The sequence below is a fragment of the Prevotella illustrans genome, assembly GCF_017426725.1.
GTDB lineage: Bacteria > Bacteroidota > Bacteroidia > Bacteroidales > Bacteroidaceae > Prevotella > Prevotella illustrans.
Genome location: NZ_JAERMS010000004.1, coordinates 47137 through 67197 on the forward strand (window position 1 = coordinate 47137; position 20061 = coordinate 67197).

General features: G+C 39.2%; 12 protein-coding genes and 1 pseudogene. All 13 read left to right on the top strand.

Annotation, left to right across the window (positions count from 1 at the left end):
• Nucleotides 1-155: 155 nt before the first annotated feature.
• Nucleotides 156-3791 carry an isoleucine--tRNA ligase gene (ileS, locus tag JHU38_RS02395; protein ID WP_107582617.1) on the top strand — a complete coding sequence of 1212 codons (3636 nt, stop codon included), beginning with the start codon at nucleotides 156-158 and terminating at the stop codon, nucleotides 3789-3791.
• Nucleotides 3792-3885: 94 nt separating this feature from the next.
• Nucleotides 3886-4275 carry a TraR/DksA family transcriptional regulator gene (locus JHU38_RS02400; protein ID WP_107582616.1) on the top strand — a complete coding sequence of 130 codons (390 nt, stop codon included), beginning with the start codon at nucleotides 3886-3888 and terminating at the stop codon, nucleotides 4273-4275.
• Nucleotides 4268-4888 (top strand): annotated as a pseudogene (locus tag JHU38_RS12365) (lipoprotein signal peptidase); the annotation flags it as partial. The gene JHU38_RS02400 and the pseudogene JHU38_RS12365, both read left to right, overlap by 8 nt.
• Nucleotides 4889-4948: 60 nt before the next feature.
• A complete protein-coding gene (locus JHU38_RS12370) occupies nucleotides 4949-5782 on the top strand; it encodes a DUF4296 domain-containing protein (protein ID WP_262897263.1) in 834 nt (277 codons plus the stop codon).
• Between the two features lie 21 nt (nucleotides 5783-5803).
• Nucleotides 5804-6652 carry a carboxylating nicotinate-nucleotide diphosphorylase gene (nadC, locus tag JHU38_RS02410; RefSeq protein WP_107582614.1) on the top strand — a complete coding sequence of 283 codons (849 nt, stop codon included), beginning with the start codon at nucleotides 5804-5806 and terminating at the stop codon, nucleotides 6650-6652.
• Nucleotide 6653: 1 nt separating this feature from the next.
• Nucleotides 6654-8303: a dipeptidase gene (locus tag JHU38_RS02415; protein WP_107582613.1), complete on the top strand. Its 1650-nt coding sequence runs from the start codon at nucleotides 6654-6656 to the stop codon at nucleotides 8301-8303.
• A 282-nt stretch (nucleotides 8304-8585) separates the two neighbouring features.
• Nucleotides 8586-9254, top strand: a complete 669-nt coding sequence (locus JHU38_RS02420; protein WP_232369807.1) for an RNA polymerase sigma factor — start codon at nucleotides 8586-8588, stop codon at nucleotides 9252-9254.
• Between the two features lie 102 nt (nucleotides 9255-9356).
• Nucleotides 9357-10574 carry a FecR family protein gene (locus JHU38_RS02425; protein WP_107583158.1) on the top strand — a complete coding sequence of 406 codons (1218 nt, stop codon included), beginning with the start codon at nucleotides 9357-9359 and terminating at the stop codon, nucleotides 10572-10574.
• Between the two features lie 168 nt (nucleotides 10575-10742).
• Nucleotides 10743-14297 (top strand): TonB-dependent receptor, encoded by a 3555-nt coding sequence (locus JHU38_RS02430; RefSeq protein WP_107582612.1) that lies wholly within the window; start codon nucleotides 10743-10745, stop codon nucleotides 14295-14297.
• 11 nt (nucleotides 14298-14308) lie between these two features.
• On the top strand, nucleotides 14309-16075 hold the full coding sequence (locus JHU38_RS02435) for a RagB/SusD family nutrient uptake outer membrane protein (protein WP_107583156.1): 1767 nt from the start codon (nucleotides 14309-14311) through the stop codon (nucleotides 16073-16075).
• A 30-nt stretch (nucleotides 16076-16105) separates the two neighbouring features.
• Nucleotides 16106-17071, top strand: coding sequence for a phosphodiester glycosidase family protein (locus JHU38_RS02440; RefSeq protein ID WP_107582611.1), 966 nt, complete (start codon nucleotides 16106-16108; stop codon nucleotides 17069-17071).
• A gap of 12 nt (nucleotides 17072-17083) precedes the next feature.
• Nucleotides 17084-18997: a BACON domain-containing protein gene (locus JHU38_RS02445; RefSeq protein WP_107582610.1), complete on the top strand. Its 1914-nt coding sequence runs from the start codon at nucleotides 17084-17086 to the stop codon at nucleotides 18995-18997.
• Nucleotides 18998-19072: 75 nt separating this feature from the next.
• A complete protein-coding gene (locus tag JHU38_RS02450; RefSeq protein WP_107582609.1) occupies nucleotides 19073-20026 on the top strand; it encodes a DUF6528 family protein in 954 nt (317 codons plus the stop codon).
• Nucleotides 20027-20061 lie beyond the last annotated feature (35 nt).

A 20061-nucleotide genomic window follows, 5' to 3' on the forward strand; every position in this document is an offset into this window, starting at 1 on the left:
TATTGTTATTATGATTTTGCGTGCAAAAATACATATTTCTACTCAATTTGCAAAATGTAGCTTCACATTTCACTTTTCTTTCCTTCATTTTGGCATTGAGATATTTTTTTCTTACCTTTGCGCCCATTATTTTAATCAAGTAAGGATAGTAGAATATGGCTAAGAAATTTGCCGAGCATAGAGGTTTGGATCTGAGTCAAACCAACAAGGAAATACTGGCAGCATGGGAACAGAAAGACGTGTTCCATAAATCAATAGATCAACGCGAAGGATGTCCGCAATTTATTTTCTTTGAAGGTCCTCCTTCAGCAAACGGCCATCCCGGTATTCATCATGTGCTGGCGCGTGCCATCAAGGATACATTCAATCGTTATAAAACGATGCGTGGTTATCAGGTCCTGAGAAAAGCAGGATGGGACACGCATGGACTGCCTGTAGAACTTGGTGTAGAGAAGGAACTTGGTATTACAAAGAAAGATATTGACAACAAGGCTTCTGAAAAATATATCTCTACAGAGGATTATAATAAAAAATGTCGTGAGAACGTGATGAAGTTCACGGCAGAATGGCGTGAACTGACGGAGAAGATGGGATACTTTGTGGATATTGATAATCCCTATATTACTTATGACAACAAATATATAGAAACTCTTTGGTGGCTTTTGAAGCAGCTTTATAACAAAGGCTTGTTGTACAAAGGCTATACGATACAACCATATTCTCCGGCTGCCGGTACCGGCTTGTCAAGTCATGAGCTGAATCAGCCGGGATGCTACCGTGACGTAAAGGATACGACCGTAACAGCACAATTTCTGATTAAGGATCCGAAAGTCGAATGGACTAATCATGGGAAGCCATATTTTATTGCTTGGACGACGACACCATGGACACTGGCGTCGAACGTAGCATTGTGTGTAGGCCCCAAGATTGATTACGTTGCGGTGGAGACGTATAATCTTTATGACGGTGAGCCGGTTACGCTCGTTATGGCAGAAAGTCGTGTCCATGCTTATCTGGATCCTGAGCAAGAAGTAAAAGGAAGTGAACTGGGAGCATTTGATAAAGAAAGAAAGCAATGTCCTTGGCGTATTGTCGACAGAGTGAAGGGAACCGAATTGGAGGGACTTCATTATCGGCAACTAATGCCTTGGGTGAAGCCTTGCGAGAAGGTTGACAGCTTCGCGCCGGATTTCGTGAAAAAATATGCGGCAGCACATTCTGAAAAGGTGTTTACAAGCGCGGACGGTCGTGACCGGTTTGTAGAAATGGATAGCGAGGCATTCCGAGTGATTCTTGGCGATTACGTTACCACGGAAGATGGTACGGGTATTGTCCACATTGCGCCTACATTTGGTGCTGATGACGCTAAAGTGGCAAAGGACGCGAATATCCCGGCTTTATACTTGATTAATAAACAAGGCGAAACGAGACCCATGGTTGATCTTCAAGGTAAATATTATCTCATTGAAGATCTGGATGAAAACTTCGTAAAGGCCTGTGTTAACGTAAAAGCCTATTCAAATCATGCCGGCGATTATGTTAAGAATTCTTATGATCCTAAGTATAATCCGGATGGCGTGTGGGATAAAAAAGCAAGTGAAAAGGATGAAGACCTCAATGTTGTCATCTGTATGGAGATGAAGCAGGAGGGCTCTGCATTCAAGATAGAGAAACATGTGCATAACTACCCGCATTGTTGGCGTACTGATAAACCGATTCTTTATTATCCGCTTGATAGTTGGTTTATTAAAGACACAGCCAAGAAAGAGCGAATGGTAGAATTAAATAAAAGGATTCGTTGGCAGCCGGAATCGACCGGAACGGGTCGTTTTGGCAATTGGCTGGAAAATCTGAATGACTGGAATCTATCTCGTTCTCGTTTCTGGGGAACACCTCTTCCGATTTGGCGTGATGATAAACGTAATGAAAAGTGTATAGGTAGCCTGGAGGAATTGTATCAAGAAATAGAAAAGAGTGTGGCTGCCGGCGTGATGAAGGCGAATTCTTTGAAAAACAATGGTTTTGTGCCTGGCGATTATTCTAAGGAAAATTATGATAAGATAGACTTGCATCGTCCGTATGTTGATAATATCGTATTGGTCAACGAGGCGGGTGAGCCGATGAAACGCGAAAGCGACCTGATCGATGTTTGGTTTGATTCTGGCGCTATGCCCTATGCCCAGCAGCATTATCCTTTTGAGGGCGAAATTGCGGAAAAGGGATTGAAAGCTACAGGTATGGAGGAGACAGAATATCGTCATCAGTTAGTTACCTCTACTTACGAGGGAATTCCTATTCCCCCTGCATTCTATCCTGCAGATTTTATTAATGAGGGAGTAGACCAGACACGCGGTTGGTTCTTTACCTTGCATGCTATATCTACAATGGTATTTGATCACGTTGCTTTTAAGAATGTAATTTCCACAGGTCTGGTATTAGACGCCAAGGGAAATAAGATGAGCAAGCATGTCGGTAATGTGACCAATCCTTTTGAGATGATTGAGAAATATGGTGCTGATCCTGTCCGATTCTATATGGTGACTAACTCTGAACCTTGGGATAACTTAAAGTTTGATCCTAACGGCGTTGATGAAATTCGTCGTAAGTTCTTTGGCACTTTATATAATACTTATAGCTTCTTTGCGCTTTATGCAAATGTTGACGGTTTTGATCCCGAGTTGCCTTTGATTGCGTTGGACAAGCGTCCGGAGATTGATCGTTGGATTATCTCGAAGGTAAATACTCTGATTAAGAACGTTGAGAACGAACTTGAGAGCTATGATCCGACTCGTGCAGGCCGTCTGATCGACACTTTTGTCAATGATGACTTGAGCAACTGGTATGTGCGCCTTAACCGTAAACGTTTCTGGGGTACGGATATGAGTGAAGACAAGCTATCTGCTTACCAGACTCTTTATACTTGTTTGATGGTAGTGACTAAGCTTTTGGCACCGTTTGCGCCGTTCTATGCAGATGAGCTTTATCATGATTTAGGTGGAAAGCTGGAAAGTGTGCATCTTGATAAATTCCCAACAGCAGATGTAACGGCAATAGATGCTGATCTCGAAATTCGGATGGGCATGGCACAGAAGATTACTTCCATGACACTTGCTCTACGCCGTAAAGTTAATATCAAGGTGCGTCAACCATTGGCACAGATCATGGTTCCAGCCGTTGACGCTGAACAGAAGAATCATATCATGGCTGTTGCCGACTTGATTAAGAGTGAGGTGAATGTCAAGGAACTGAAATTCGTTGAAGGTCAAGGTATTCTTGTTAAGAAAGTAAAATGTAACTTTCGCGTAATGGGCAAGAAGTTTGGCAAGTTAATGAAGCTTGTTGCGGCCAGAATGGATGCGCTGAGCCAGGATGAAATTGCAACATTGGAAGTTTCTGGAGCAATTGATTTTGATATCGAAGGACAGCATGTGGCGGTTGAATTGAGTGATGTTGAAATTATTAGCGAAGATATTCCCGGATGGTTAGTTGGTAATGAAGGCAACTTGACGGTTGCACTCGAGGTGGAATTGACTGATGAGTTGAAGCGTGAAGGCATGGCCCGTGAATTGATTAACCGAATTCAGAATCTTCGTAAAGAGACAGGACTTGAGATAACGGATCGCATTATAGTTACTATTGCTTCGTGTAAAGAAACAAATGACGCAATAGAGTCATTCGGTGATATGATAAAGAGTCAGGTTCTTGCCAATGCAATTAAGATTGCGGATAATGATGGTGTAGAAACAGAATTTGATGATTTTACATTAAAGATCAAAGTAGAAAAAGATTAAATAGGTAATAAAGGTGTCATGATTTGAGATTGTTATTACATTTCTAATCATACACCTCTAAATTTATAACATTGAATATGTAATCTTAATATTTATGGAAACGAAAGTAAGATACAGTGATGAGGATTTGGGCGAATTCCGCCAAATCATCAATGATAAATTAGTGATTGCTCGTCGCGACTATCAGTCGATGATGAAACAGCTGATGAATCAAGAAGGTAATGGAGTAGACGACACTTCGCCTACTTATAATAAAATGCTGGAAGAGGGGGGAGCGAATCAAAGTAAAGAGGAAATGATTCAACTGGCACAGCGTCAGCAAAAGTTTATTAAGGGGCTTGAGGCCGCCCTGATTCGAATCGAAAACAAAACGTATGGAATTGATCGTATTACTGGCGAACTGATTCCGAAAGAACGTCTCCGCATCGTGCCTCATGCTACGTTGAGCGTTGCCTCTAAGAATGCAAGAAAGAATAATGAATAAGTCAAAGAAACTTTTTTCACACTCTGTTTTGGCCTTTATTTTGGTGTTTATAATTGTCGTTATTGATCAATTCATCAAAATAGAGGTCAAGACAAATATGCATTTAGGTGATTCTATACATGTAACTGACTGGTTTTATATTACATTTATAGAGAACAACGGCATGGCCTATGGTATGACTTTTATCAACAAGATATTCTTGACATCCATGCGTTTGGTTGCAGTTGTGTTTCTTATTTGGTATATGATCAAACTGTCAAGGACGACCCATCGCTTAAGCTATTTGCTATGTTTGGCGCTGATCACTGCAGGTGCGGCCGGAAATATCTTTGATTGTGTATTTTATGGCCAGATATTTACCGCATCGTCACCCTTTTATATTTCAGAGTTTACCAACTTTGGAAGTGGGTATGCGCCGTTATTACAGGGAAAGGTGGTTGATATGTTCTATTTCCCATTGATTGTTACAACCTGGCCGGAATGGGTCCCTTTTAAAGGAGGTGAAGAGTTTATCTTCTTTTCGCCGGTCTTTAACTTTGCCGACGCATGTATTTCTGTGGGCGTTGTAATCATGTTGCTTTTTTTTCGTCATGATCTGGAGTCACTTTCTGAGGTCTTCCATTTTAAAAAGCCTAATATTGATAAGTTGAAAAACATATTTCTACTATGTATCTTGGTAGAATTCGTTGTCTCTTGTAAACCAGGTGTTCCCTCAAAATACATTCAGCCCGGTAAGATGGAAGATATTTTATATGACTATCATATTGCTGACGGCATGGCTCAACTTCCTGACGCAGATACAACCAGTTTAATGTCATACCGCCAGGCTGTGTTTCATAAATATGATATTACGAAGGCAGACTTTGATTCTTCGATGGTCTATTATATGAGACATGCAGATTTACTCCATGCTATTTATCAGAAACTATCGGATCGGATGAGCTTGGAAGCGGCGGGATTGGGTGCCACTTCCACTAATAGCATTATTCTGACGTCTACTGGTGACACAGCGAATGTATGGAATGGCGATCGGTCGATAGTACTTTCAACAATCAAACCGTCAAATCTTTATAATTTCAAGTTTGAGACAGATACGGCATACCATGCCGGAGATCGAATTATGCTGAATTTTGACGCACAGTTCCTTTTCCAAGATGGCATGCGTGATGGCCTCGGCGTGATGGTTGTTGAGTTTAAAAATGACAGTGTTGCAACACAAAATGTTCATGTTTCCAGTTCATCGCATTATAGCATGAGTATCAGCGACGATCGACGGCTTGGCATTAAACAGATCAGTGGTTTCTTTCTCCTTAATGGAAACGTAGGCGTGAGCCAGAATCAATCCACTTTGAAGTTGATGTTTATTCAGAACATCCAGTTGATAAGAATGCATGCGAAAAGAGAGAGTAAACCTCAAAGTAGTTCCGTTCCCAATGATTCTGCGTCTTCTAAAAGGAGTCAAGACGGAGGTACTATGACAGAAAGAGAAATAAGACTTGAGAAATAATTATAGATTGAAGAGAATATTATGTTGTCAGTAGATGAATTAGAAGACAAACTGATTGATCTCGCTTTTGCGGAGGATATCGGTGATGGTGATCATACAACCTTATGCTGTATCCCCGAAGACGCGCAAGGCCAGTCCCATTTGCTTATTAAGGAAGAAGGTGTACTGGCAGGAATAGAAATGGCAAAGAAAGTCTTTGCGCGTTTTGATCCAACTTTGCGTGTAAACGTGCTGATAGAAGACGGCAGTGATGTGAAACCAGGTGATATAGCTATGATTGTTGCCGGTAAAACACGTTCTTTGCTTCAGACAGAGCGTCTCATGCTTAATATCATGCAGCGTATGAGTGGCATCGCGACAATGACCCGTAAGTATGTCCGACAGCTTGAAGGAACGCAAACGCGTGTGCTTGATACTCGGAAGACAACACCGGGATTGCGCATGTTAGAGAAGCAAGCTGTAAAGATTGGTGGGGGAATGAATCATCGAATTGGACTTTTCGATATGATTCTTCTGAAAGATAATCATATCGATTTTGCCGGCGGAATAGAGAATGCCATTGATCGTTGCCATGCTTATTTGAAAGATAAGAATCTTGATTTGAAGATTGAAATTGAAGTTCGTAATTTTGCAGAACTTCAACGTGTACTTGATCATGGCGGCGTTGACCGTATCATGCTCGATAACTTCTCTGTAGCAGATACAAAGAAGGCGGTCGAATTGGTTAACCATCGCTTTGAAACCGAATCGAGTGGTGGTATTACTTTCGAAATGCTCAGGGCTTATGCTGAGCAGGGTGTTGATTTCATAAGCGTTGGAGCGCTAACCCATAGCGTCAAGGGATTGGATATGAGTTTTAAAGCTTGCTGATATGAAGAAAATTTATTTATTAATGCTAAGCTTGCTGTTTGTTGCAAGTTATTCACTGGCCTGTACCAATTTTATTGTAGGCAAGGGGGCGAGTGTCAATGGTAGTGTTATCTGTACATACAATGCCGATGATTATGGTATGTTCATTGGTCTGGCTCATTATCCTGCCGGAATCCATAAGAAAGGAGAAATGCGTCAGGTATATGATTGGGATACCAAAGTGTATCATGGGCAGATACCCGAAGCACCTGTAACCTATAATGTTATAGGTAACATTAATGAATATCAAGTTACGATAGGCGAGACAACCTATGGGGGGCGTGAAGAGATGGTCGATTCAACGGGTATTCTTGACTACGGCAGTCTTATCTATATCGCGCTTCAACGTTCTAAAACAGCTCGTCAGGCCATTTATGTCATGACGACATTGGCTGAGACTTATGGTTATAATAGCGAGGGCGAAACCTTCACAATCTGCGATCCTAATGAAGCCTGGATTATGGAAATGATGGGTAAGGGCCCTGGTTCTAAAGGCGTAGTTTGGGTTGCGCAGCGCATTCCTGATAATGCGATATGCGCTCACGCCAACCAAAGCCGCATTGGCAAGTTCAACATGAAGGATAAACAAAATGTTCTTTATTCAAAGGATGTTATTAAGTTTGCTCGTCAGAAAGGTTGGTTCAGTGGCAAGGATGCTGATTTTTCATGGAAGATGGTTTATGCTGCTCCTGATTTCTCCGGTCGCCGTTTCTGCGACGCGCGTGTTTGGGCTTTCTTCAATCACTTCAAGAGTGGCTTCGACCGCTATCTGCCTTGGGCAGAAGGCAAGGATCTTCATGCAGAGGATATGCCACTTTGGGTTGTGCCTGATCATAAGCTGAGTATTCAAGATGTACAAATGGCCATGCGCGACCATTATGAAGGTACGCCTTTGGCTACCGATACCCTCGATTTTGGTGGCGGAATCTGGCAAATGCCTTACCGCCCAACACCATTGACGTTCAAAGTGGATGGCAAGAGCTATTTCAATGAACGTCCTACGAGTACCCAGCAGACAGGTTTCTCCTATGTCAGCGAAATGCGTTCATGGTTGCCTCGTGAGATAGGAGGTGTTCTTTGGTTTGGCAACGATGATGGCAATATGGTTGCCTATACGCCTGTTTATTGTGGCAATACTGTTCAACCGGAGTGCTACAATACGCCTGATGTCGACGCCGTAACATTCTCCATGAAAAATGCTTATTGGGTTTGTAATTGGGTCAGCAATATGGTTTATCCTCGTTACAGTCTGCTATTTCCGGAGCTGAAAGCAGTTCGTGACAGTCTGGAACATCGTTATTTTGTACAGCAGGAAGAAGTGGAAGCACATGCTAAGGCGCTTTATACTACCGATAAGGCTGCGGCTCTGAAGTATCTGAATGATTACAGCAATCTCCAGGCGCAGCGTATGCTCAACCGTTGGAACGAATTGGCTGTGTATCTCATAGTGAAATACAATGACATGGCTGTAAAACCAACGAAAGATGGCCGATTCTTGCGTACGGATACCGGGCTTGGAGCCAAGGTGAAACGTCCCGGTTATCCTACTTCCTTTGCTAAAAAACTGGTTCAGGCGACCGGTACAAAGTTCGCGGTTCCCGAAAAGAAATAATCAATCACAGTAATACTGTAGATTGTTAATCTCTAACTCCTCCCTCGTATCAGTTTGGATACGAGGGATTTTGTTTTGTTGCTGTTCGCTAATCTTTTTTTGAAAAATAGAATCTTAGTCTGCTAATGTCTACTATCTATGAACGGGAAGATGAGATCCCCGAAATATTTCTATTTTTTATCTCAACTGGCTTAGAACTGAAAAAAAATATCTATATTTGTCCAATACAGCGTATATAGTTATTTTGTTATGAGATCAGTTTGGTCACCCATAATATAACAAATGTGGCTATTTGTACGTTGTTTTTCAACATCAATTAGTTTAAATCACTTTAGTATCGGTTTTAAAAAAGGAATTATGACGCTTAGCGAACAACAACAAATTATTACTCTTTGGATGGACTTTTTGGATGGAAACGAATTAGCTTTTTCTCGTCTCTATCTTCTATTCTTTGATGATTTGTTAATGTATGGTCGTCGTGTGGGGGGTGATGATGAAATGGTAGAAGATGTGATTCAGGATTTGTTTGTTAAGTTGTATCAAAAAAAAATGGAGTTAAATGACAATACCAAATTACGCTCTTTTTTATTTCGTGCTTTAAAAAATCAAATTTATAATCAACTTCTTCGCCATTCTAAACTTCGTTCACTTGAGGATTATGATTTTCCTTTTGATTTGAATTATACCATTGATGATGAGATGTTTTCTAATCAAGCTCAGCAGCTTTCTGACGAAATACATTGTATTATGAAAGGACTCACTGGTCGTCAAAAGGAAATTATTTATCTTAGATTTGTACATGAAATGAGTTTTGAAGAAATTTCAGAAATAATGGATATTCATGTACAGTCAGCTCGTAATCTTTTATTTCGCTCAATAGGAAAAATTCGCAAAGAAACATCGATGGTTTCTTTTTTATCTGTTTTACAAGTAATTACTGTACAGTTGTAACAGTCATTATGCCTTTTTATTTTGCATATTTTTATAAAAAGAACATATCTTGTGAGTATAAAAGTGCATTCTAATTTGTCATAGAATAAACGAGGGATGCAAATGACTCAATATACTTATAAAGACATAGAATTATTTTTATTAGATGACGAACTGTTTCAATGGACAAAGTATGGAACTTTGGCCAATGGTTTTGATTTGCAATCTTATAAACTTAGATATCCAGGTTGTGAAGCTAAGATTGATTTAGCTATCACTATTATTCGAGGTGTTAGAGTGATTGAGGATGGTAAAAATACGAGTCTCTCTTATAAAACGCATAGTTTTGACGTAATGATGAGTAAGGCTCGCAAGGGAGATTCACACAACTTAGTGACACCTATTTCGAGACATTCGACGTCTCTTCGTTATCGATGGATGATGTCTGTTGCAAGTGTGGCTGCTGTATTTTTACTTTGTTTGTGTACATATTATTGGATGGTTAGTTCTCAGACTACTTATACGACGCATAATTCAATCGCTTTGGAAATGGACTCTTTATACCATTCTAAACAAGTGAAGGTGTTCTTAAATGGAAAGCAAGTCGTAGGATTAAATAAAAACAATGCTTCAATTAAGGTTGGAGAGGATGGTGCCGTAAGTGTAGACGATCAGTTAGTCGCTGATTCTCGATTAGGGAAAGTTTCTGTAAATCAGATTGTTGTTCCGTATGGGAAGCGCTCAAAGCTTTTCTTACCTGATGGGTCTACTTTGTGGATTAATTCTGGCTCTTTAATATCTTACGCGTCTAATTTTTCGACAAACAGAATTCTGAATGTACAAGGTGAAGTGTATCTTGAAGTTAAGAAAGACGTAGCTCATCCATTCGTGGTAAAGACAAATCGTTTAGAAGTAACGGTATTGGGGACTTCGTTTAACGTGACTGATTACGCAAGTGATAGCGAGTCGGCAGTTGTTCTTGTACAAGGTAGCGTGGATGTGAATATAGGGAATACCGTTAGAACACGTTTAGTTCCCAATCAGCGGCTTTCTAATGATCATGGAAAGGTGAATGTAGATCAGGTAGATGTTGATAAGTATATTTGTTGGAAAGATGATTTGATGAATTTTAATGGACAAAAATTAAACGATATATTAAAATCATTGGCCAGATACTATGCCGTGAAAATAGAAGTGAGTGGTAATTTGAAAGAAGAATTGTACTATGGTAATCTTGATTTGAATCGTACAATAGAAGATGTTTTATCTACAATCTCTTTAACAACGCCTTTGCAAATCGTTAAAAGGAATGATGTTTTTTATATCAAACCTAAAGAATAAGACAAGAAAATCAAACCTAACGAATAGATGTTTAACTTTAAAATATAAAAAATGAAAAAGAAACAACCATCTTAAAATATAGCCAATACCTGAGAAATATCATACGGCTGCTTTCAAGTTAATTGAAAATAACTCATTATAGTTGTCACCAATCTTTAATACCAAAATATGAAAAAATATTCTCAAACGAGGAGTAAACGTGAAAAACCGACCTTCAATGTAGGGCGAATTTTACTTTTATGTCTTCTTTTAATGGTCCATTTGCCAAAAACTCGGGCGAATGAAAGTTTGTTATTGCTTCAATCTACACGTGTATCAATCAATTTGATAAATAAGCCTTTAACTACTTTATTTAAAACATTGGAAAAGGAAAGCGAATATGTATTCTTTTTTAAAGATGATGTTTTAAGAAATCACGAAAAAGTAACAGTTAAGGCAAACAATGAATCAGTAGTTTCTATTTTAGACAAAGTACTTCCGTCTAGAAATTTGGGATATACCGTTAAAGGAAAACAAGTAGTCATAGTTAATTTAGCAAATACAGAGGATGCGGTCAAGGATGTTGTAGATACTCAAACAGACTATAAAGTTAGCGGTAAGGTCGTAGACGCGAATGGAGTTCCTTTGCCGGGTGTTAATATTACTTTGCCAGGAACTAATATTAATGCGATCACCGATTTAGATGGTGCGTTCTCTGTAGAAGTAAAAGGAGGACAGCGCGTTTTATTTGTGGTTTCATACATTGGTTTCAATACGAAGAAAATATGGGTGACAGATAAAACAGGATTCTTGAAAATAAAATTAGAAGAAGGTTCTGCATCTTTAAATGAGGTGGTTGTAGTGGGTTATGGTACTCAAAAGAAATTGAACTTGACCGGTGCTGTGGCTACTGTATCGGGGGGGATATTAGAGAATCGTCCGATTGGTAATATTGCACAAGGATTGCAGGGAATGATTCCAAACTTAAATATTACCTTCAATAGCGGTCAGCCCAATCAAGCTGCAAAAATCAATATACGTGGTAACACGTCACTGAATGGTGGTAATGCTTTGGTGTTGGTAGATGGGGTAGAAATATCTGATTTATCTTTGATTAATCCGCAAGACGTAGAAACAGTATCTGTTTTGAAAGATGCGTCGGCTGCAGCTGTATATGGTGCTCGCGCTGCTTTTGGTGTGATGTTGGTTACGACCAAGAAAGGACAGCGCAATCAAAAGACCCGTGTGACTTATAATAATAATATGTCTTGGAGTTCTCCAGCTCGTTTACCAAAGATGCCTCGTTCAGACGTATGGGCGCGTATGTGGAACAAGGCATACGGCTATGATACTCCGGGTGGTTATTATTTTAATGACAAATTTATGGCTGCATTAGATGCTCATATTGCGGATCCTGCAAACAATCCTGCCATTCTTGTAGATACCGAAGGTATACAGAACTCTAATTATAGTCCGAGTAATCCAGGATGGGCGTATGTGGGTAATACGAACTGGTTGAGAGAATTCTATCGCAAAGCGGCTTTCATGCAGCAACATAACGTGAGCCTTTCTGGTGGAACAGAGCGTAATAATTATTATGCATCCGTTGGTTATAAAGATCAGTCTGGTATTTTCCGTTATGGAAATGATACCTATAAACGTTTCAACCTATCGTTTAATTTTGATACAAAGCTGACTCCTTGGTTAGATATGAGTTTTGCGACTCGCATGAGCAATATAAAGAATGACGAACCTTATATGGATAATGGTGGATCGTCTGCTCAAACGTGGTATTATGAGGTATATCGTATGTATCCTACTTTATCTGTTTTCTTGCCCAATGGAGATTTTGCAGGCTTATATCTGAATAGTGGCAACTTTAACATTATTGGTAAGATGGCATTAGCTGGGCGTAATAAGAAAAATACGTGGGATCAGTGGTATACAGGTCGCTTTGATTTGCATCCTATTAAAGGACTATCGATTAAAGGAGATTATTCATGGAATCGTTATTCAACAATTCAGAAAATCCATCGTAAAGAAATGACTCAGACATTTCCGGAAGGTGGCCCTGTATATACCGTAGAAACGCCAAATTATGTGAAGAACTATAATTCGAACAATATTTATCAAGCTATCAATGTGTGGGCTGAATATAAGAAAGTATTTGATGAGACGCATAATTTAGCTGTGATGTTGGGTTATAACCAAGAAGAAAAGCACTATTTTTCTACGGCATATACCATGACTGATTTGTATAACAATGACCTACCTGTGTCGGATTTGGCTATCAATTATAAAGATAATGATGAACAGGATGATATATGGAGAGTTCAAGGAACCTTCTTCCGTTTGAATTATGACTATCAGAGTAAATATTTGTTGGAATTGAATGGTCGGTATGATGGTTCGTCAAAATATGCGAAACATGATCGTTGGGCTTTCTTTCCATCAGCTTCTGTAGGATGGCGTATCTCTGAAGAAAAATTCTTTAAGCCTCTGAGTAAAATCATTGATAATCTAAAAATCAGAGCTTCTATAGGTGCGCTTGGTAATCAAATAACAGATGGTTATCACCCCTATATGTCTATGCTTACAGGTAGGGTGTTGAATAATTATATGATGAATGGTAAGGTAATTAATGCTTTGAATATTCCGACTTTACCGAGTTTGGTGACTTGGGAAAAAGTTGTGAGTAAGGACGTTGGCTTAGATTGGGCAATATTTAATAATCGTTTTGCAGGAACTTTCGATTTTTATATTCGTGATACAAAAGATATGGTTCGTTCGGTAACACTGCCGGCTGTGCTGGGTACAGGTGGCGGCAAGGAAAACGTAGCCGATATGAGAACCATAGGCTGGGAAGTTGAATGTACTTGGAAGGATCGAATAAAGAATGTGTTAGGTAGTCCGCTGGATTACTCGCTTACGGTAGGCTTATCAGATTATCAGGCAGAGATTACAAAATTCGATAATCCAAATGGCTCGTTGAGTATGTATTATAAAGGTTATAAATTCGGAGAGATTTGGGGATTTGTAACTGATGGTTTTATTCAAGATGAGTTTGAAGCTGACCGCATGAATTATGTGCAGAAATTCATTTCAAGTAAGTGGTATCCAGGTGACATTCGTTATAAGGATTTGAATGGTGATGGTGTAATTAATAATGGTACTGTAACGTTGGATAATCCTGGTGATAAGAAAATTATTGGTAACTCTACTCCGCGCTATCGTTTCAACTTCCAAGGAAGTGTTGGATGGCATGGCTTTGATATTCGTGCTATTTTTGAAGGTATAGGAAAACGCGATATGTGGACAAGTAGTGATATCTTCTGGGGATTTTCTCGTGGAATTTACAATTCTTGTGTCACCCAATATCATATAGATAATACGTGGACGTATGAGAATCCGAAAGCATATTATCCTCGTTTAACAGGTAGTGCTAATAAACGTAGTAAGCAGGTTCAAAGTAAATATCTACAAAATGCAGCGTATATTCGCTTGAAAGATATTACGATACGCTACAACATTCCTAAGAATTGGTTGTCTAAATTGAAGTTGGAACAGGCTCGTGTGTATGTTAGTGGTTTGAACCTTTGGGAAAAAACAGGTCTGCCTCCTTTCATGACTCCTGATATTGTTGATCAAATGACAGGTGAAGATGTTGGTTTGATGACAGAAAATTCAGGTAAACAATATGCCTTTATGAGGAGTTTTTCGTTTGGTGTTAATCTTACATTTTAAAATTGTCCATTATGAAATACTATATGATTTCATTTGTGTGTTTATTGTCCTTTTTGTTTTCTGGATGTAATTATTTGGATACAGAACCAGGAGATGTGATTTTCAGTGATCATTTTTGGAAAACATCCAATGCTGCGGCTTTGGAACAATATTGTAACCTATATTATCCAAGATTGATAAAAGGTCATGGTGATCCTTTAGCTTGGAATCTTGGGTCAATGATTACCGCCGAATTTCAGTCAGACAACTTGTTGTCTGCAGGTCCGAGCGCGATTACATTTGGTCAGAATGTTGTGATGACTAAAAGTGCCGATTGGGATTGGTCTATAATCAGAGGATGTAATGCTTTTTTAGAGAACTATCAGAAGTCGCCAGCTTCAGATATTGATAAGAAGAAATACGCAGGAGAAATATTGTTTTTTAAGGCGATGGACTATTTCAATAAGGTGCGTCTTTTTGGGGATGTTCCATGGTATGATAATACCTTGAATAAGAATGATCCAGAATTGTTTAAAGGGCGTGATTCGCGTGTAATAGTGATGCGTAATATCTTGAAGACGATTAATCAAGCCATTAAATTTTTGCCTAAAAAGACTAAGGTTTATCGTGTAAGCCGTGACGCAGCTTTGTTGCTGAAGGCTCGGATTTGTCTGTATGAAGGAACATGGAGACGTTATCGTGGAGTGGAAGGTGATGTGGAATATTTGCAAGAAGCTTACGATACAGCTGGTAAATTGATGGGTTATGGTTATTCTCTTTATGAAGGAACAGGTGTGGAAAATAGCTATTTTGATTTGTTCATTCAAGATAATTATAATAATAATCCTGAAGCCATCTTGTCGCGTGAATACGATCCGGTAATTAATATGGGACATAATGTGTCGAATAGTATTCCAAACAGCGAAATTGGTATGAGTCGTGATTGCTTTGAAGAATATTTATGTGCAAAAACAGGTAAACCGATTTCAATTTGTGGTTGTCATAATCCTAATATGGGATATGTTGAAGAAATGAAGAATCGTGATGGACGTCTGCTTCAAACGCTTTGTTTGCCAGAAAAAGGGAGTAAGTATGCTCGTTATCTGTTCCGTGCTGATGGCGGCTCTATAAGAGGAGGAGCTCCCAACATCTTTTCTATTCTTCCAGGATCGGATAAACGTACGTTTTATGGCGCTACTAGTACAGGTTATGCAATGTGTAAATTCTATAGAGATTCTGAACATTTAATAGGTAATCATAAAGGTGGTATTGATTGTTTGGTGATGCGTTATGCAGAAGTCTTGTTGATTCGTGCAGAAGCTGGTGCAGAATTAGGTAAAGACCCGAATCTGGATAAAACTATTAATGCACTTCGTGCGCGTGTTGGTTTGAGCATCAAGTTGAATGAAAATCCTATAGAAGATCCTGATTTGGTGGCCAAATATCCCAATGTGAAAGGTCCTAACAAGAATTTAATTCGAGAAATCCGTCGCGAACGTCGTATAGAACTTTTTGCGGAAGGATATCGATGGGATGATATTTGTCGTTGGAATGTGGGCGAAGTGGTGTATAATCGCGAACGCCGTGGTGCTAAGATGGATCCGAAATTGTATACAGAAAAAGAAATAGCAATTATCCGAGAACAAGTAGGATTTGATAAAGATGGTTTCATAACTCCGTATACGAAGCGTTCTCCTTATACGATGAATTTTAAGGAGAAGAATTATTTGTATAACATTCCGTTGAATGAAATTTCTTTGAATCCGAATCTGCTTCCTCAGAATCCTGGTTGGGAATAATAGATTATAAAGAACTTAATAAAGAAAAATATGAAAAACTTATTTTTAGATATAGCGAAATTCTTTCGTGCTACCATGTTGGTGTCTGCCGTGGTGCTTTCGTGCAGTTGCTCCAATAATGAAGAAGATGTACCTTTTAAGGGTGCTACTCTTCCTATTACTCAGGGGATTGCCCAAAATGTACCACTCATTCAGTCTATTGATAAAGAGCAAGCGTACGAATTGCACGCAGGAGTACATATTACGGATGTAACTTTTACCTATTGCACAAAACCTACCCGTATGATTATTGCAGAGGTAGATTTGAATAAGAATGTGACATTAGTCACTTCTACACCTGATAACAAGAATAGTTATGGAACGAAACTTCAGACAGTAGCTGATCAAGCAATGAAGGCTGAAGAAGCAGGAAGAAAAGTCATTTTGGCTACTAATGGCGACTATTATGGTAAAGCTAAAGATGGTAGTTGGTACACCAATGGATTGTGTTATAAGGATGGAGTCGCTATCAAAACGTTGAAAGATGCAGAAGCAAATTATGTGTTTTATATCTTGGATGATGGAACTGCTCATATTTCTTTGATTCCAGAATTTCAGTTGCAAGAAAGTAGGGTACTAAATGCTATTGGTGGTTGGCAATATTTAGTGGACGATGGAAAGCCCGTTGACAACTTTACTGTGAATGATAATTCGATGCAATTTCACCCTCGCACTTTTGTGGGTGTTTCTCAAGATCATAAAAAAGTATTTCTGTTTGTACTTGACGGTCGCCAGAGTGATTATTCCAATGGCATGCGGATAGAAGATATGATGCTTCTTTGTAAGGGAGCTGGTTGCTATCAGGCTCTGAATTTAGATGGAGGTGGTTCTACAACAATGGTACGCAGGGTAGAACAACCTGGTCAGCCATTGTCCTTTGAATTGATGAACAAGCCTTCAGATAATCCGGCCAGAGCCGTGTTGAATGGCATACAGGTAGTAGAGAAAAATAATTAATAGATAAGTAGTATGAAAAAGCGATATATAAAACGTTATCATTTATGGAGAGCCCTGTTAGGACTACTTACATTGATAAGTTTGGTTGCGTGTGATGATTCTGACATTGTACGTAGGGTAGAACCTAATTTGAATATTGAGGAAGAGTTGTTAGTGTCGCCTTCAAGGGCGCGTCAAGTGGTGAAACTTCGTTCTACTTATCCTTGGTTTGCTGAAGCTTCTGATGCATGGATTAAGTTGTATCGTTATCGGGGGCAGGCTTTGAAGCCAGATTCTATTGTGATGGAATTGGGGGAAAATCCAGAAATGAAACAAAGAGAGGGATGGATTGAAATCCGTTTGATGGACCAGATGACTAAACGTATTTCTGTGAAGCAGAATGGTCGTGGATCATTGATTACTTTGTCAAAGGAGTTGCTTTGTTTCAATGTGAATGGCGGTGAAACTATGTTAGATGTGGTGACTGATTTGGATTGGCTGGTCGACCAGGGACAAGCAAGTGGCATTACGTTTGAAAAGGTTGATAAGGGACATTTGAAGATTAAAGTTTCTAAAAATACAACAGGGCAAGAGGTGAAACAAGTTGTGACATTAACCGATGCGAAAAGAAGTACGGAAACCAAACTTACCATTATTCAGAGTAATGTAGAAAGAATGTTGTCTATTCCGTTGACGAAAGAAGAAAAAGATAAAATCTTGATGAAGGGAGCGCATTCTTTGGTTATGCCGATATCGGTAAATGTTCCATTTGAGTGTGTGGCATCTGACAACTGGGTTGCCGTAGGGCAGTATCCGGAATTTACAGGTGATATTGTACAGGATATCAATATATCTTTGTCAGTGAAGCCAAATGATGGTGTTGAAGAACGTACAGCCTCTGTCGTAGTGAGAAACAAAGGAGATAGAGTGGTCGTATCGGATACGTTATGGATTACTCAACGCGCTTTCAGTCGCATTGTATATGTGAAGAAAGGTGGTACTGGTGATGGTACAAGTTGGGACAGAGCTTTTGGTCGAGTAGAAGATGCTTTGGCAGTTTGCGGCGACTATAGTGATATGGAATTATGGGTAGCAGCTGGTGAGTATCAACTGAAAGACTATACAACCTTCCGTAAGATCAATATATATGGTGGATTCAAAGGAACAGAAACGAAGTTGGTTGACCGTGATTTGAATAACAAGTCAATATTGATTGCTGCTCCGAAGAATCCGTGGCCTTCTATTTATGGTTATAAGATTGAAGGTACAACTCGTTATATCGATGGTTTTGTATTTACAGGATCAAATGTAAAAAAAGGAGAAGGTACGATGACTATTTACGACAACTGGGTGATTCGTAATTGTATTATTCGTAATAATACGGCTTATCGAGATGCTGGTGGCTATTTTGCAAATGCCACACTAATTAATGTGCTGATTTGTAATAATACGACTCAGACAACATCTTCTACTGTCAATGCGTCGGGTACGAATTTATATAATGTTACCATTGTGAATAATGAAAGTGGAGGCGGTTGTGCTGGTCTGCGTTTAGGAGGAAAGGATGTCGTCGTAGTTAATACGGTGGTTTGGGGTAATAAACATACACGTGGAGCAAACCATCAAGGTTATCTTGATAGTGATAAGAATGCTAAGTTTATTCATTGTGCCGTGCAAGATGGTTATGTATTTAATAGAGGTTTTACACCTTTATCTACAGAAGGGTGTATAACGTTGAATGCTGATAATGGCGCCGTGAATGGCCCTCGTTTTGTGAATCCGACAAAGAGTGATTATCTGTTGCAAGGAACATCCCCCTTGATTAATGCAGGCTCAAATAAGGAAATCGGCAAGCTGGGTTTGACTTGTGATATATTAGGTGCACTTCGTATTTGGGATAATGTAGTTGATATGGGAGCCTTTGAATATCATCCACTTGATAAATAATATGTAGACAAAGAAGGCAACGGTTGCGACTAAGGAGCGGTTGCCTTCTATATTCATTTTAAATATTTTATAAGTATGAAAAATATTATCTTTATATTTCTTAGTGTTATATTGTTTTTATGTTGTAGTTCAGAAAATGATCCTGTATTACCCAATAAAACTGTGAAGATACCAATACGTTCCATCGTATTGGCTGAGCAGGCTACAAAATCTGTAGTTATTATTGATGCAGATACATATCAGAAAGTGTGGTCATGGAATGCTGTTCAAGCAGGAGTTCCTGCAGAACATCAAATTTGGTTTACAAATCCAAGTGAAGTAAAGCCCGTATATAATAGTCAATATATTTTGATGACGGCTTCCGGAGGAGCGGTGGCGCTGATTCGTATTGCAGATAGTAAGTTGATGTATTATGCCCAGGTAGGAAGTAATCCTCACTCGGCAGAGTTGTTGCCTGATGGGAATATTGTAGCAGTTTCTTCGACAGACAGTAAGTTGCGTACGTTTGTGACTGATACCATTAAAGGTTTTGGTAAATTCCATGCGTCTTATGAATTACCAAGTGCCCACAATGTAGTGTGGGATAGAAAGAGGAGCGTATTGTATACAACTCAAGATCGTGCATTGTATTCTTATAAATATAATAATGACAGCAAGGCTCCGATGTTGTTGGATAAAACTCTGATTACGGAATTGCCGAAAACAGAATCTTGTGGACATGACTTGTTCCCAGTTCAAAATAAAGAGAATAGCTTGTGGCTGACTACTAACGAAACAGTTTGGCAATATGACATAGAAACGAAAACGTTGGAGAGATTTTTTCCGTTTTATGCAGTGAAGAGTGTTTCTGATAGTAAAGAGGGGATGTTGATGTTGTATCCAACTACAGAATGGTGGTCAGACGGTTTGATTAATGAGAAAGGCAAGAAAATCTTTACTATTAGAGGCGCGAAGATTTATAAAGGACGTTGGATGCAAGACAATACGTTCAGTTATCCCAAGAGTCATTTGTTTAAATTAGGAAATTAAAGCCCAAACGATGTAGCAGGTTTTGCTTATTCTGT

Bases quoted from the DNA above. Each gene is read 5' to 3' on its own strand.
- ileS (WP_107582617.1), top strand. From the start codon at position 156: ATGGCTAAGAAATTTGCCGAGCATAGAGGTTTGGATCTGAGTCAAACC.
- JHU38_RS02400 (WP_107582616.1), top strand. From the start codon at position 3,886: ATGGAAACGAAAGTAAGATACAGTGATGAGGATTTGGGCGAATTCCGC.
- nadC (WP_107582614.1), top strand. From the start codon at position 5,804: ATGTTGTCAGTAGATGAATTAGAAGACAAACTGATTGATCTCGCTTTT.
- JHU38_RS02415 (WP_107582613.1), top strand. From the start codon at position 6,654: ATGAAGAAAATTTATTTATTAATGCTAAGCTTGCTGTTTGTTGCAAGT.
- JHU38_RS02420 (WP_232369807.1), top strand. From the start codon at position 8,586: ATGTGGCTATTTGTACGTTGTTTTTCAACATCAATTAGTTTAAATCAC.
- JHU38_RS02425 (WP_107583158.1), top strand. From the start codon at position 9,357: ATGACTCAATATACTTATAAAGACATAGAATTATTTTTATTAGATGAC.
- JHU38_RS02430 (WP_107582612.1), top strand. From the start codon at position 10,743: ATGAAAAAATATTCTCAAACGAGGAGTAAACGTGAAAAACCGACCTTC.
- JHU38_RS02435 (WP_107583156.1), top strand. From the start codon at position 14,309: ATGAAATACTATATGATTTCATTTGTGTGTTTATTGTCCTTTTTGTTT.
- JHU38_RS02440 (WP_107582611.1), top strand. From the start codon at position 16,106: ATGAAAAACTTATTTTTAGATATAGCGAAATTCTTTCGTGCTACCATG.
- JHU38_RS02445 (WP_107582610.1), top strand. From the start codon at position 17,084: ATGAAAAAGCGATATATAAAACGTTATCATTTATGGAGAGCCCTGTTA.
- JHU38_RS02450 (WP_107582609.1), top strand. From the start codon at position 19,073: ATGAAAAATATTATCTTTATATTTCTTAGTGTTATATTGTTTTTATGT.